This is a genomic window from Kitasatospora sp. NPDC054939, assembly GCF_053610105.1.
Genome location: NZ_JBSGXP010000003.1, coordinates 83,655 through 96,373 on the forward strand (window position 1 = coordinate 83,655; position 12,719 = coordinate 96,373).

Annotated in this window: 11 protein-coding genes; 8 read left to right on the forward strand and 3 right to left on the reverse strand. The window is 69.8% G+C overall.

Annotated elements, in window-relative coordinates:
- Nucleotides 1-60 precede the first annotated feature (60 nt).
- The 8 genes from ACWGB8_RS02015 to ACWGB8_RS02050 all read left to right on the forward strand — a co-directional run bounded on the left by ACWGB8_RS02015 (nt 61) and on the right by ACWGB8_RS02050 (nt 11,062).
- Nucleotides 61-627: a phage tail tube protein gene (locus ACWGB8_RS02015; RefSeq protein ID WP_452209281.1), complete on the forward strand. Its 567-nt coding sequence runs from the start codon at nt 61-63 to the stop codon at nt 625-627.
- A gap of 77 nt (nt 628-704) precedes the next feature.
- A complete protein-coding gene (locus ACWGB8_RS02020; protein ID WP_452209283.1) occupies nt 705-1,082 on the forward strand; it encodes a hypothetical protein in 378 nt (125 codons plus the stop codon).
- Between the two features lie 44 nt (nt 1,083-1,126).
- Nucleotides 1,127-1,402: a hypothetical protein gene (locus ACWGB8_RS02025; protein ID WP_452209285.1), complete on the forward strand. Its 276-nt coding sequence runs from the start codon at nt 1,127-1,129 to the stop codon at nt 1,400-1,402.
- Nucleotides 1,403-1,424: 22 nt separating this feature from the next.
- The gene (locus ACWGB8_RS02030; protein ID WP_452209286.1) at nt 1,425-5,621 is read left to right on the forward strand and encodes a hypothetical protein; all 4,197 of its coding nucleotides are present in this window, start codon (nt 1,425-1,427) and stop codon (nt 5,619-5,621) included.
- Nucleotides 5,618-6,832 (forward strand): hypothetical protein, encoded by a 1,215-nt coding sequence (locus ACWGB8_RS02035; protein WP_452209288.1) that lies wholly within the window; start codon nt 5,618-5,620, stop codon nt 6,830-6,832. Before ACWGB8_RS02030 ends, ACWGB8_RS02035 begins: the two co-directional genes overlap by 4 nt.
- Nucleotides 6,832-9,657: a fibronectin type III domain-containing protein gene (locus ACWGB8_RS02040; protein WP_452209290.1), complete on the forward strand. Its 2,826-nt coding sequence runs from the start codon at nt 6,832-6,834 to the stop codon at nt 9,655-9,657. The genes ACWGB8_RS02035 and ACWGB8_RS02040 overlap by 1 nt, the downstream gene beginning before the upstream one ends.
- Before the next feature lie 11 nt (nt 9,658-9,668).
- Nucleotides 9,669-10,085: a hypothetical protein gene (locus ACWGB8_RS02045; protein ID WP_452209291.1), complete on the forward strand. Its 417-nt coding sequence runs from the start codon at nt 9,669-9,671 to the stop codon at nt 10,083-10,085.
- Nucleotides 10,085-11,062, forward strand: coding sequence for a hypothetical protein (locus tag ACWGB8_RS02050; protein ID WP_452209293.1), 978 nt, complete (start codon nt 10,085-10,087; stop codon nt 11,060-11,062). Before ACWGB8_RS02045 ends, ACWGB8_RS02050 begins: the two co-directional genes overlap by 1 nt.
- Here the strand turns inward: ACWGB8_RS02050 and ACWGB8_RS02055 are convergent.
- The 3 genes from ACWGB8_RS02055 to ACWGB8_RS02065 are packed head-to-tail and all read right to left on the reverse strand — an operon-like array spanning nt 11,047 to nt 12,718.
- Nucleotides 11,047-11,241 (reverse strand): hypothetical protein, encoded by a 195-nt coding sequence (locus ACWGB8_RS02055; RefSeq protein WP_452209294.1) that lies wholly within the window; start codon nt 11,239-11,241, stop codon nt 11,047-11,049. The two genes, ACWGB8_RS02050 and ACWGB8_RS02055, sit on opposite strands and share 16 nt — an antisense overlap.
- A gap of 12 nt (nt 11,242-11,253) precedes the next feature.
- Entirely contained in the window at nt 11,254-11,862 is a 609-nt protein-coding gene (locus tag ACWGB8_RS02060) for a glycosyltransferase family 2 protein (protein ID WP_452209296.1), read from the reverse strand.
- On the reverse strand, nt 11,846-12,718 hold the full coding sequence (locus ACWGB8_RS02065) for an NAD-dependent epimerase/dehydratase family protein (RefSeq protein ID WP_452209298.1): 873 nt from the start codon (nt 12,716-12,718) through the stop codon (nt 11,846-11,848). Before ACWGB8_RS02065 ends, ACWGB8_RS02060 begins: the two co-directional genes overlap by 17 nt.
- Between the last annotated feature and the right edge of the window lies 1 nt (nt 12,719).

The window sequence follows — 12,719 nt, forward strand, 5'->3', positions numbered from 1 at the left end:
CGGGGCCCCTCCACCCCGCCCGCCACCACACACCGCGACGCGGAACCGGAGGACTGACCCATGGCCGTCAACACCGCCAACCTGCTGCTCGGCCCCGCCACCCTCTACCGGGGGTCGTTCGGGGCCACGGAGCCTGCCGACAGCAGCGCCGCCATCAACGCCACCCCCGCAGCCTCCGCCTGGACGGACGCAGGCGGAACCACCGACGGCGTGAAGTTGATCGTGGACCAAACCTACACCGAGCTGGTGGTCGACCAGATCGTCGACCGGGCCGGATCCCGCCTCACCAAGCGCGACATGAGCGTCGAGACGAACATGGCCGAGGCGACGCTGGAGAACCTGTCGCTGCTGATGAACGGCGGCACCGCAGCCAGCGGTTCGGGCTACAAGACGTTCGAGCCGAGCTTCGCCTCCTCCGCCACGCAGCCGAACTACTCGGCGCTCCTGTTCGACGGATGGGGTGCCGGCTCCCTGCGGCGCCGCGTCATCGTCCGGAAGGTCCTCAACACGGACAGCATCGAGCTGGCCTACACCAAGGACACCCAGACAGTCCTCAAGGCGAAGTTCTCCGCGCACTACGTCTCCGACGTGATCGCGCCGCTGCACATCGCCGAGGCCACCTCGTAGTCACCAGTCTCCCGGCGGCGCGCCGTCCTCGCCGCCGGGCCCAACCATCCTGCCCGTAGCCCTCCCTGGAGAACCTCATGCCGACTCGTACCAGCCCGAAGAAGCCCAAGCCGACGCCCGTGGTCGAGCCCACGCCCTTCGAGCCGATCCGCATCAAGAGCAAGACGAAGGAGCCCGGGGACAACCAGGTCGTCCTCTTCTACATCGACGACCGCCCCTTCTCCGTCCCCTCCCGAGTCAGCCAGGGCATGACGCTGGAGTACCTCCGGCTCGCCCGCACCATGGGCGAGAGTGCCGCAGCGCAGCGCATCCTCGAACGGCTCCTCGGCCCCGAGGCGTACGCCGAAGTCGAGCAGTCCGACGACATCGACGACGAGGCGCTGGAGCAGATCCTCGCCGCCGTCACGAGCCTGCTCGTCGGCCCGCCGGATGCGGAGGGAAAAGGCCGCCCGTGACCTGGGCGCGGCCGGTCCGTGAGTCATGGGGACGGCACGCGTGGATGGCTGACTACTTGGACGACTTGGAGTCTGACTTCAGCCGCTTCCACCGGGTCGACCAGGCCGAGTTGGACGGGCCCAGGTGGGTGCGGCTCGGCCAGCGGATCGCCGCGTACGGCGGGGTGCTGGCCCGCCGGATCGAGCAGCAACGAGACGACAACAGCCCGACGCCAGCCCCCACGGCGGCCCGAACGACCACCAACGCGGAGGAGATGAGCCTGACCGAGCTGAGGATCGCCCACCCCGGGCTGATGAGCGTGACACGAGTAGGCGACTAGCAGACAAGGGAGGTGAGTGCAGGTGGCGTTCAGGGTCGCCGAAGGCTACGTCGAAGTCACCATGAACAAGGCTAGATACGAGGCCGACAAGCGCCGGCTGCTCGGCGAGAAGCTGAGCATCGACGCGCTGGTCGAGTTGGACGACGCGCACGCCCGCACCCAGCTCGCCACCCTCGCCCGCCCCCTCACCGTGCAGGTCCGGGCGCAGCTCGACGACGCGGCGATCCGCGCCCGCATCGAAGAACTGTCGCGCGAGATCCAGATCACCGTCGACGACAGCGCGGCACGGGCAAGCCTCGACGCCCTGGCCCGGGAGCGTGTCGCGCCGATCATGGCGGTCGTCGACACCGCGCAGGCCCACTCCGAGCTGCAGCAGCTCGCCGCGCCGCTGCACGTCGCCGTCGTCCCCACCCTGCACGTCCCGACCTCCCAGGAGGTCAGCGACTACATCTCCAACCTGCAGCCGCTCCTCGCCGCCGCGGCGGGAAGTGCCGCAGCCGGCACGAACATCAGCAGCTTCAGTGTCGGGCCGAGCGTCGCCCGGTTCATCACTCAGGTCTCCCAGCCGATCGAGATCCCGATCACCGCGCGGATCGGCCGGCTCGCACAGTTCCGCGTCAACCGGTGGCGCCGCCAGACCGGCGACGACATCCGTGTCTCGGTCTCCCCGGAGATCGACGAGATCGCAGCGTCCACGGTCGAGTCCAGGCTCACGGCCCTGCATACGGACATCCGGCCGAACGTCTCTCCCGAGTGGGAGTCGACGGCCGCGGCCCTGGTCCAGGCGCACATCCAGGCGCTTCAAGACCCTGTGCAGGTCCCCGTCGAGCCCAACTGGGACTCCACCAGCACCCCCGTGATTCAGGCCGAACTGGACAGGCTCCGGGAGACCATCGAAGTCACCGTCAAGCCCGAGTGGGACGACACCGCGGGGCAGATCGTCGCCGCACACCTCGACATCTTCCGCCTGCCGGTGGACGTGCCGATCCGCCCGGTCTGGGACCAGGGCGCCGCCACCAACGTGCAGTTGCGGCTGCGGCAGCTCGCCAGCCCCCTAACCGCCGCCATGCAGGCCGAGATCGCGCAGGCCCCGTACATGCTGGCCGGCACCCTGCTCGACCGGCTCGCGCGGCGTCGTACGGCGCAGGTGGATGTGCGGGTCGAGCAGTCGCAGGTCGCGCAGGTGGCCCGGCTGGGGGATGCGCTGACGCAGTCCGGATCAAGCGGGCGGGCTGCGGCCGGTGGCTTGTCGGTGGCGGCTGGTGGGATGCGGCTGCTGATGGTGTCCGCTGCGGGTGCGATCCCGACGGTGGTAGCGCTGGGACAGGCGATCGTCAGCATGGGGCCTGCCGCGGCGGTCGCGGCCCCTGCGCTGGGCAGCCTGATCAGCATCTTCGGCGCGCTCAAGGTCGGGCTCGGCGGAGTTGGCGGGGCCTTCAAAGCCGCGTTCGCCCCCGCCGCGGGCGGGGGCGGCGCCGCGGTCGACACCGCCAGGCAGGTCGCGGATGCCCACCAGCAGCTCAAGCTCGCGATCCGTGACAGTGCGGACGCCAACCGCAGGGCCATCCAGCAGGTGACCACCGCCGAGCGGGACCTCGCCACGGCGCAGCGCCAGGAGCGCCAAGCCCAGCTCGACCTGATCGCCGCGCGTGAGGATGCCGCCGAGCAGCTCCAAGACTACCAGGCGCGTCTCGCCGGCGCCGAGCTGGACCACCGGCAGGCGCTGCTGGACGTGGAGCAGGCGAAGCAGGACCTCGACAAGACGCTTGCGGATCCGACCGCAACCGACCTGCAGCGCCGCCAGGCGCAGCTGGCCGCGGACCAGGCCGTACAGGGCCTTCAGGATCAGGAGACCGCGCAGGCCCGTCTGCGGGCGGAGGCCGCCCGGGCGACGGCAGCCGGCGTGGATGGCAACGCCCGCGTTGCTGCGGCCGCGCAGGATGTGGCGGACGCGCAGCAGGACGTCCAGGACCGCACCCTGGCCTTGTCGGAGGCGCGGATCAGCGCGGATCGTGCGGCGGAGGACGGGGCGTTGCGCGTCGCCCAGGCGCAGCAGGCCATTGCGGACGCCATGAAGTCCACGGCGGCGGGCGCGGCGGGTGCTGCGGATGCGATGGCCAAGTTGGCGCCGGCCGCACGCGAGTTCGTGGAGGCGGTGCTCGCGCTCGCGCCCGCGTGGAACGCGCTGAGGCTCGACGTGCAGCAGGCCCTGTTCGAGGGCATCGGGGCGCGGCTGACGACGGTGGCTCGGCAGGTTCTGCCGGATCTGCAGACCGGGCTGGTCGGCACAGCCACGGTGCTGAACCAGATGGGCCTGAACGCCCTGACCGCGGTCGACAACCTCTCGAAGACGGGCACGCTCAAGGCGGCGTTCGCGAGCATCAACGACGGCTTGGCGCCGCTGCAGCAGGTGCCCGCCCAGTTGCTGACGATGTTCGGGCAGGTCACCGCCGCTGCCGCACCGGCGTTCCAGCGGATCACCTCCGCGGTTGGCGAGGCTGTCGGATCGTTCGGTGCCCGCCTCAGCGAATCGTTCTCCTCCGGGCAGCTGACCGAGACCATCAACGCCGCGCTCGGCCTCGTCAGGCAGTTCGGGTCCCTGCTCGCTGACGTCGCCGGCACGTTCGGCAACATCCTGAAGGCCGCGGGGACGGTCGGCGGCGACGCGCTCGGGCTCCTCAGCAAGGGATTCGAGGAGCTTCGCAAGGTCACCGGCTCGCCCGAGATGCAGGCCGCCCTCCAGTCGCTGTTCCGCATCCTCAACCAGGTCGCCGCCACGGTCGTCCCGCTGTTCGGGCAGGCCCTGATGGCGCTCGGCCCGGTCGTACAGGCGCTGGAGCCCGGAGTCGTCGCACTGGTGAAGGCGTTGGGCGTCGGCGGGCTTCAGCCGGTGATCGCCGCCTTGGGGCCGGTCCTGACGGTCGCGGCGCAGGCGGTCTCCCAGTTCGCGATCGCCTGCGTTCCGCTGATCAATCTGGCGGGACAGCTGATCGCGGGGGCGCTGCCTGCCGCCGTGCCGCTGTTCACGGCCCTGAGCTCGGTGATGACCGCCGCCGCCCCCGTCGTCGCGGCCCTGGCGAAGGGGCTGTCGGATCTGCTGATGCCGGTGCTGGCTGAGCTGCCATCGCTGACGGAGCCGATCTCGAAACTGATGAGCGAGTTCGCGATCCAGGTCCTGCCGCTCCTCGCCGAGATGATCAAGCAGCTGCCACTCAAGGAACTCGGCGAAGCGTTCGTCGAGATCGCCGTCGCCGCCGCACCGCTCCTGGAGCAACTCGCCATCCTGAACACCCAGTTGCTGGCCGAAATGGTCCCGCTACTGCTGCCCGTGATCGCCAAGGTCGGCGAGCTGGCGGCCATCTTCGCCACCCAGCTGGCCGGCATCATCTCGAACGTCGTCGTCCCCGCGCTGCAGCTCTTCTCCAGCCTCCTGCGGGGCGACGTCGACGCCGCGACCAAGGCCACGAAAGAGCTGATCAAGGGCCTGATCACCGAAAGCCTCCAGCTGTTCGTCATGCTGCCGATCCGCGTCGCCGGCGCCCTCTGGGACCTCGGAGGCGCCCTCGCCCGCGCCATGTGGGACGCCTTCATGGCCATGAACCGCGCCGCCGCGGAAGCCTGGCCCAGCCTGCGCGACTGGTTCTCCCGACTCCCGGGCACCATCGCAGACGCTGTCGGCGACCTGGGACGCAGCTTGTACAACGCTGGCTCCCGCGTGATCTCCGGCCTGATCGACGGGATCAATAGCAAGCTACAGAGCCTGCGGAACGTCCTGAGCAACGTCACAGACCTGATGCCCAAGTGGAAGGGGCCCGAGGACCGCGACGCCGTCCTGCTGACCCCCGCCGGCCAGGCCATCATGGACGGCCTCCTCGTCGGCATCGGCGACCGCCTGCCCGCCCTGCGAAGCATGCTGCAGGGAGTCACGGCAGAGGTCGGCGCGGCGCAGTTCGGAAGCCTGGCCGCCCCCGCGATCGGACAGCCTGCGGGGGGCTTGCTCCCTGCCGGTGCCGCAGCGCTCGCCCCCGCACCTGCCTTGCCTTCCCCGGCGGCTCCGACGATCCCGGCCCCGCAGGGCACGGGCGTGAAGATCGAGACCATCAACATCACCGGCAGCTTCGACCTCGCCTCGCCCGCTGAGCGGCGCGCAATCGCCGAGGCGCTCGTCGTCGAGATCAACGGCGCGCTGAGGGACTACGACCGCGGGAGGGCACAGTGACCGACTGGGGCGTACTACAGGTCGGCCGGACAGAACTGAGAGAGACGTTCACCGTCGCCGAAACCAGCTCCGCCGTACGCACTCTCGACGTCGACGGCCAGGAGTCGACGCCGCCGCTCACCCGCGCCGTCCTCGTGGCCAGGCACAACAACATCCTCGCCCTTGAGCAGGGCGCACCGCTCGCCGTCACCTGGACCGACAAGCCGGAGCGCAGCGGCTACTACCAGGTGACTGGCAGCAGCGCTGCTCTGAGGGAGCACGCGGGCGACACCGTCACCTCCACGTGGCGTATCAGCCTGGAGCGCCTCGGCGCCCCCGGCGAGGTCGACCTCCAGAGCAGGCTCACCGGCGTGGTCCGGGCGAACGACTTCTCACTGAGCGGCGAGTCATGGCACGCCCCGCCGATCGGCCACACCTCCTACTACACCGGCGCCACCAGCCCGTCCCTCATGACCCGAACCGGCTCGGACGGCGCCATGACCATCTACCGGGGCATCCCCACGGGGGCGTCACCCCGGTGGGGATGCGACCCGGCCGACTACCTGGCTGGCCGGGTTCGCATCAACAACACCGCCGCCGCCACCGGGGCGGGGTTCGAGGTGGAGGGCATCGACCAGGTCCTGCCCGTGGCCGGCTGGACGCTCGGCAATGCCCTCGTCAACATCACCCCGACTGCCAGTGCCGGGGTGATCGATGTGCAGTCGTATACCGGCGGTGCGTGGCACACCAAGTTGTGGAACGTCACGATCGGCGGTTCCGGTGTGCCTGCCTGGGACACCGCGACCGTGCTCCGTAACGATCCTGAGCAGTGCATTCTGCGGTTGACCGCGCCCCGCTCGCCTGGCCGGGCCACGCTCGACCTTGCGCTGCGGCGGGGCTCGCGGATCGTAGAGGGCTACCTGCAGTCGGGGGCCTCGTCCACGCTCGCCGTCTACCTGCGCAGCGCAGAGACCAACACCAGCGCCGCAGCGTCGGGCTACGTCGTCGCGTCGGGCAACGATGCGGACGGCAACCGCGCGGCGGCCGGCTCGGCCCGCACGTTCACGGCCCACGCCAACCTTGGCGTGTCCAAGGCGTCGACGGCCGTGCTCGACTTCTGGGTCGGCGTCGTCGCTGGCGGCGGGAGTGCTGTTTCTGGCGATGCCGCCACAGACCTCCGGAACATGTACATCGGGAGTCTGGCCGAGACTACCTACGTGGTGAGGCGCTGATGCCAGTCACTGACGTCCTGACCGCCCTGGGTAGCTGGCGGATCGAACTCACGCCGACCACCCCGCGCGATGTTCTCGATGCCCTTGTCGAGTTCGGGCACCTCGCGATCACGCCCGGCCGCGTGGACGTCCGCACCGCGGGCGACAATCTCCTGGCTGCGGCCCGGTACGTCGGCGTCGTCCGCACCAAGCAGCTCGCGGACGACGGCCGTACCCGCACCGCGGGGGACAAGGTCACCATCGGCGGGGCCGGCATGGCTCTGTGGCTTGGCGACGAGGAAGACAAGGGCGCGGTCATCGAGAACGCGACCCCGTTCGCGTCGGCGTCGTTCGCGGACACCATTCGGGACCTCCTGCCGTCCTCGGTCGCCGAGGGCACTCTGTACTCGGTGACCGGCACGTACAGCGGCAGCCACCAGTGGGAGACGCCCCGCAAGGCGATCCAGTACGTGTGCAAGACGATGTCGACGACGAACACGCCGGTGTCGTGGCGGGTGAACGGGGACGGCACTCTCGACGCCGGCCCCGAGAGCAGCCTGTTCGTCACCAGCCCGCAGTGCGCGATCGTCCGCCGAGGAGCCGGCCAGGACATGTCCCTGCGCGCCCTGCCCGGGCAGCTCAACTATGCGCAGGACACGGAAGACTTCACCACCCGAGTCGTGCTCCTCGCCGAGGGTGAGGGCCCGTCCATCGCCACCGGTGCGGCGAACATCAACCCGGGCTCGAACCCGTACAAGGACATCCACGGGAACAGTCTCGTGATGACCCGCATGGTCTCCGAGTCCGGCACCTCCCAGACCAACGCCGCCGTGCGGGCTCAGCTCGCCCTCAGCCAGTTCGTCGCCCCGCGACGCGGGCTCACCCTCAGCACCCTCGACTACGACATCGAGGGGAGCTTCAGCCCCGGCGACTACGTGTGGGCGTACGACCCCGACAAGGGCCTCGTCGACACCTCGAACGAAGTCGTCTTCCGGGGGCAGCGGCTCAACCCCATCCGGCTGCAGGTCACCGAAGCCACCTGGCCCGTGACCGTCGGACACACCGTCGCCTACCGGGCGGCGGACGGCTCCTGGACCGACCTCACGGACTACGTGGCGTGGGAGCAGCAGGGCGCCACGAGCGTGGTCGTCGGGGACTTCGCCCGGCAGCTTTCCAACAGCTCCATGGAACCGGTCGGCAGCAGACCGGCTGCCGACACGTCGGTCCCCGGCATCCCCGTGCTCGTCGAGCCTTTCCAGGGCAGTGCCTACCTCGACGCCCGCGGGTTCACCCGCAGTCGGGTCGTCATCACGTGGAACGCCCCGAACAACGTCGACGGCTCCACGGTCCTCGACGGCGACCACTACGAGATCCGGTACGCGGTCGACACCGACATGATCTACCCCGCCACCTGGGGCCAGATCTCGCAGGTCCGGTGGATGGACCTCCAGACGTGGGCGCAGCCTTTCGCGGCCCCTAACGGCCGCTGGCTGACGGTCTACACCAACTGGAGCGAAACGTCCGTCCAGCTGCAGGACCTCTCCCCCGGTGTCGGGTACGACGTACAGATCCGGGCCGTCGACAAGGCCGGCAATGTCGGCACGTGGTCCCCCATCACGACGTTCGTGGCCACGATCGACAACATCGCCCCGACCAGCCCGGCAGCACCGTCGGTGGCTGGCTCCCGGATCGCCCTGCAGATCACCCACAGCCTCGGTAAGGCGACGGGTGGCACGTACAACCTGGAGTCCGACCTGCACCACCTAGAGGTGCACGTGGACTACGAGCCCTGGTTCACTCCCACCGAGAGCACCCTCAAGGGCAAGATCTCGGCGACCGCGGGCATGATGCAGGCCCAGATCCCCGCTGTCGGCACCGTCCAGGTTGAGGAGACGACCGCCCGGTACGTGAGGGTGATCGCCGTTGACCAGTCCGGCAACAAGTCCGGGCCCAGTGACGCTGCGACCGCCACCGCGCTGCTGATCGACGACGCCCACATCTCCGACCTCACGGTCTCCAAGGTGACGGCAGGCACGATCGCTGCAGACTGGATCGTCGGCGCCCGCATCAAAACAGCCGACACCGGCGCCCGCGTCGAACTCAGCTCCGGCGGCCTGGAAGCCTACAACTCGGCCGGCATGCAGACCGTCGACATCTCCGCAGCCACCGGCGACGTCTCCATCGTCGGCACACTCGCCACCGGCCCGGCCGACGTCAACCGCGTCGTCATCAACCCCGCCGGCGCCCTCCTCCCGCAGGCCCGCATCTCTTTCGAGACCCCCGACGCGTTCCTGCCCGGCGACGTCGCGCAGATCATGTGCGGCGGTGAGGGGCCTGACCTGTTCCTCATGTCCGGCAGCGGATCGGTCGGCTGGCCAACCATGATCACCGTAGGCGTCAACGGGTTCGGCGTAACACCGGGCACCGGTTCCCACCGGCTCTCGGTCGCCGAGAGCCAGACATCCGTCACAAGTTTTGGCGGCTACTGGATCTGTGACGACAACTACACCCGGATCGGCTACGACTACAACGAGATCTCCGTCCAGCACTGGATGGAATTCTCCAGCTCAGGGCACTTCAACCTGGTCGGGAGATTCGCCAACTTCAGCGCCCCTAGCACCACCGCCCAGGCGCTGTTCACCGGCTCGTTCAGCATCTCCGGCGCGAGCTCCGTATCCCTGTCCTACGGGACGACCATGGACTCCACCCTGATCCCGATCGTGACCCTCTACGACCCCGGCTCAATCAAGAGCACGCAGGTCACCGCGCAGTCTTCGACCGGGTTCACAGCGGCCTTCAGCGGCTCGGCGACCGGCAACATCAACTTCTGGTGCTTCAGGGTCTAGGAGGAGCAGCCATGCCCGAGACGTACACCGTCCTCGACGTCACCCAGGCCACGGTCAGCAACACCGACTGCTGGGTCGTACGGCAGCGCCGGCCCGACGGCCTGGACCACCTGCACATCATGCCGGTGGGCATCCTCGCCATGCGCGGGGCCGAGCTGGGGATCGACGACCCCGAGGCGCTGCTGGACATCGTCCTCCACGAGCCGCACATCCCCGCCGCGGACCACCCGGAGAAGGCGGAGCCGCGCCCTGCCCTGCGCGGCCGGCCCGAGGAGAGCCCGGCAGAGCTCCACCTCGGGCGCGTAGCCGCCGCCAAGCAGCGTGTGCAGGTGGTCCGCCCCAAAACCGGCCCCGGAGTGGCCGACCCACTCGATGTCATCCTGCGGCACGCCCGCGCCGCCCGCCCGGCCCGAGGAGAGGCTGCCTGATGTCCACCACCACAACCCGCCTCGGCCTGTACAAGCCCGCTGACGACGGCTCCGAGCTGGTCAACGTCCAGACCGACCTGAACCAGAACTACGACAAGCTGGACCTCGCGATCGGAGCCCGCATCGTCACCTCCAGCACCCGCCCGTCCAGCCCGTACGGCGGGCAGCTCATCCAGGAGTCGGACACCAGCCGCATCTACGTCTCCAACGGCTCGGTGCCAGCGTCCGGTTCGTGGAAGCAGATCGCCGCAGCCGGCGGGTCGTTCCTGTCGGCCCTGACTCTCGGCTCGACCCTCGCCGTGTCCGGCGCTGTCTCGCTCAACTCCACGCTCGCGGTGACCGGCGGGACGACACTCTCGTCCACCCTCGGCGTCACCGGTGCCACAACGCTCAGCTCGACTCTGGGAGTCACCGGTGCCACGACCCTCAGCTCCACCCTGGCCGTCACCGGCGCCACCACCCTGAGCAACAACCTCACGGTCTCCGGCACCGGCTCCGCAACCAGCCTCGGCGGCACCCTCGCCGTCACCGGCAACATCACCGGCGCCGCCAACCTCGGCATGGGCGCGTGGACCACCTACGTGCCGACCTGGTCGTGCCTCGGCGGCGGCGCGCAACCGTCGCTCGGCAATGGCACGTTGACGTCGCGGTGGATCCGGATTGGGCGCACCATCCACTGGGCCGGCGAGCTCCTGATCGGTAGCACCACGACCACCGGTTCCAACCTGTGGTTCATGAGCCTGCCGGTGTCGCAGGCCAACGACTTCACCCGACTCGGCTCCATGAACCTCGTTGCCAGCGGCAACAACTACATCGGGCTCGCCTCCGCGAACCCCTCGGACGGGGACAAGTGCGCGTTCGTCGTCAAGACCACCAGCAGCAGCGCCAGCGCCGGCAACATCGGCCCGACGGACCCCCTCACCATCGCAAGCGGGCACCGCATGCTCTGGACGCTCACCTATCAGGCGGCCTCGTAGCCGGGCGCCTCTCTGGGCAGGGCCTTCTCTGCCTCCAGTTCCCCGATCCGGTGCTCCAGTTCCCCGATCCGGTGCTCCAGTTGCGCGATCGCTACGTCCCTGATCACGACTTCGTTGCACATGGTGCCGAGCCTTCGCTGAAGCTCGGGGACGAGCTGGTCGTTGCTGACGGTTGCCATTGCGTCTCCTTCCTATGCTGCGGCGTCGCCACGGGTCGGCTGGCCGGACGTGTTCGCGCCGTGGCAGTTCCACAGCCAGGTTCGCCGCGGCAGGTGCACGATCCGGGCGCCGGCCGCGATGCATTCGACGGTGAACTGGAAGTCCTCGCCGTACCGCTCGCCTCTGATCAGTGCGCCGGGCGGGGGCTCGCGGAAGCCCACGGCCTGCGCAAGCTCGGTACGGACGAGCACCGTGATCGTGGTCTGCGTCGGGTGCTCGGGGTCGAAGGCCTTGCCGAAGTGGGGCAGCGGGTCAGCGCCGAACCCGACCGGCTCGTACCACGAGTAGACGTAGTCGGCCCCGGTTGCCTCGGCGCAAGCGAGCAGGTCGGCGAGGTGGCTGGGCTTGAACTGGTCGTCTGAGTCCAGGAACGCCACCCACTCCGTGGATGCCTTCATCAGCCCGCGGTGCCGGGTTGCCGCGGCGCCGGCCCGGGCGAGGTCGTGCTCGACGACGAGCGCGGCAGCAGGGTGGGTCTGGCCGAGGACGCTGCCGATCGCACGCTTGGTCATGCCGCTGCGGACCCGGGCGAGGTGTGTGGGGATGACGACGGTGACGCGGGGTTCACGCGGTGAGGGCACGGTGGATTCCCTCCTCCAGGGTCACGCGGGGCTGGTAGAAGGTGCACAGCTTGGTGGGGTCGGCGACGCGGTACTGGACGCCGTCGGGGGCGTCGAGGAGGTGCTTGAGCTGGGGCCGGTAGCCGGCCTGGCCGCAGACCATCTCGGCGAGCTGGTTGAAGCTGACCGGCCGGCCGGTGCCGATGTTCGTCGGGCCGGTGACGTCCTGGTCGACCGCGGCGAGGGTGGCGCCTACGACGTCGTCGACGTGCACCCAGTCGCGGACCTGTCGGCCGCTGCCCCAGATCGTGAACGGGGCGTCGCGGCGCAGGGCGCGGGCGACGAACGAGGGGAACGGGTAGTCCATGCTCTGGTCGGCGCCGTACCCGGACATGGGGCGCAGCACGTGGACCCGGCAGCCCTCCGCCTCGACGTACGGCACGAGCTGCTCGCCGGTCAGCTTGGCGAGCCCGTAGGTGGCGTCCGGCCGGCGGGGCGCGGCGAGGTCGATGTCGTCCTCGCGCAGCCGATGCCCGGAGCCCTCCCCCTGGAGGTCGACGGGGTAGGCGGCACTGCTGGAGTAGTAGACGGCCCTGCGGGTGCGGGACGCGACGAGCCAGCGCATGAACCACGAGTCGAGGGCCAGGTTGGTGCCGACGCCGAGCGGGGAGCCGTCGATGCTGGCCCGGCCGCCGACGATCGCGGCGCAGTGCACCGCGAGGTCGTAGCGGGTGCGGTCGGTGCGGAACAGGTCGAGGGCGTCGCCGCGGTGTGCGGGCCGCAGGTCGCACGTGGTGACCTGGTAGCCGCGCGCGTCGAAGGCGCGGTACAGGTGGCGGCCGATGAAGCCGGCCGACCCGGTCAGTAGGACCCGCATC

What these genes read in the sequence shown, in the direction of transcription:
- ACWGB8_RS02015 (WP_452209281.1), top strand. Translation starts at nt 61, where the DNA reads ATGGCCGTCAACACCGCCAACCTGCTGCTCGGCCCCGCCACCCTCTAC.
- ACWGB8_RS02065 (WP_452209298.1), bottom strand. Translation starts at nt 12,718, where the DNA reads ATGCGGGTCCTACTGACCGGGTCGGCCGGCTTCATCGGCCGCCACCTG.
- ACWGB8_RS02050 (WP_452209293.1), top strand. Translation starts at nt 10,085, where the DNA reads ATGTCCACCACCACAACCCGCCTCGGCCTGTACAAGCCCGCTGACGAC.
- ACWGB8_RS02055 (WP_452209294.1), bottom strand. Translation starts at nt 11,241, where the DNA reads ATGGCAACCGTCAGCAACGACCAGCTCGTCCCCGAGCTTCAGCGAAGG.
- ACWGB8_RS02040 (WP_452209290.1), top strand. Translation starts at nt 6,832, where the DNA reads ATGCCAGTCACTGACGTCCTGACCGCCCTGGGTAGCTGGCGGATCGAA.
- ACWGB8_RS02020 (WP_452209283.1), top strand. Translation starts at nt 705, where the DNA reads ATGCCGACTCGTACCAGCCCGAAGAAGCCCAAGCCGACGCCCGTGGTC.
- ACWGB8_RS02045 (WP_452209291.1), top strand. Translation starts at nt 9,669, where the DNA reads ATGCCCGAGACGTACACCGTCCTCGACGTCACCCAGGCCACGGTCAGC.
- ACWGB8_RS02025 (WP_452209285.1), top strand. Translation starts at nt 1,127, where the DNA reads ATGGCTGACTACTTGGACGACTTGGAGTCTGACTTCAGCCGCTTCCAC.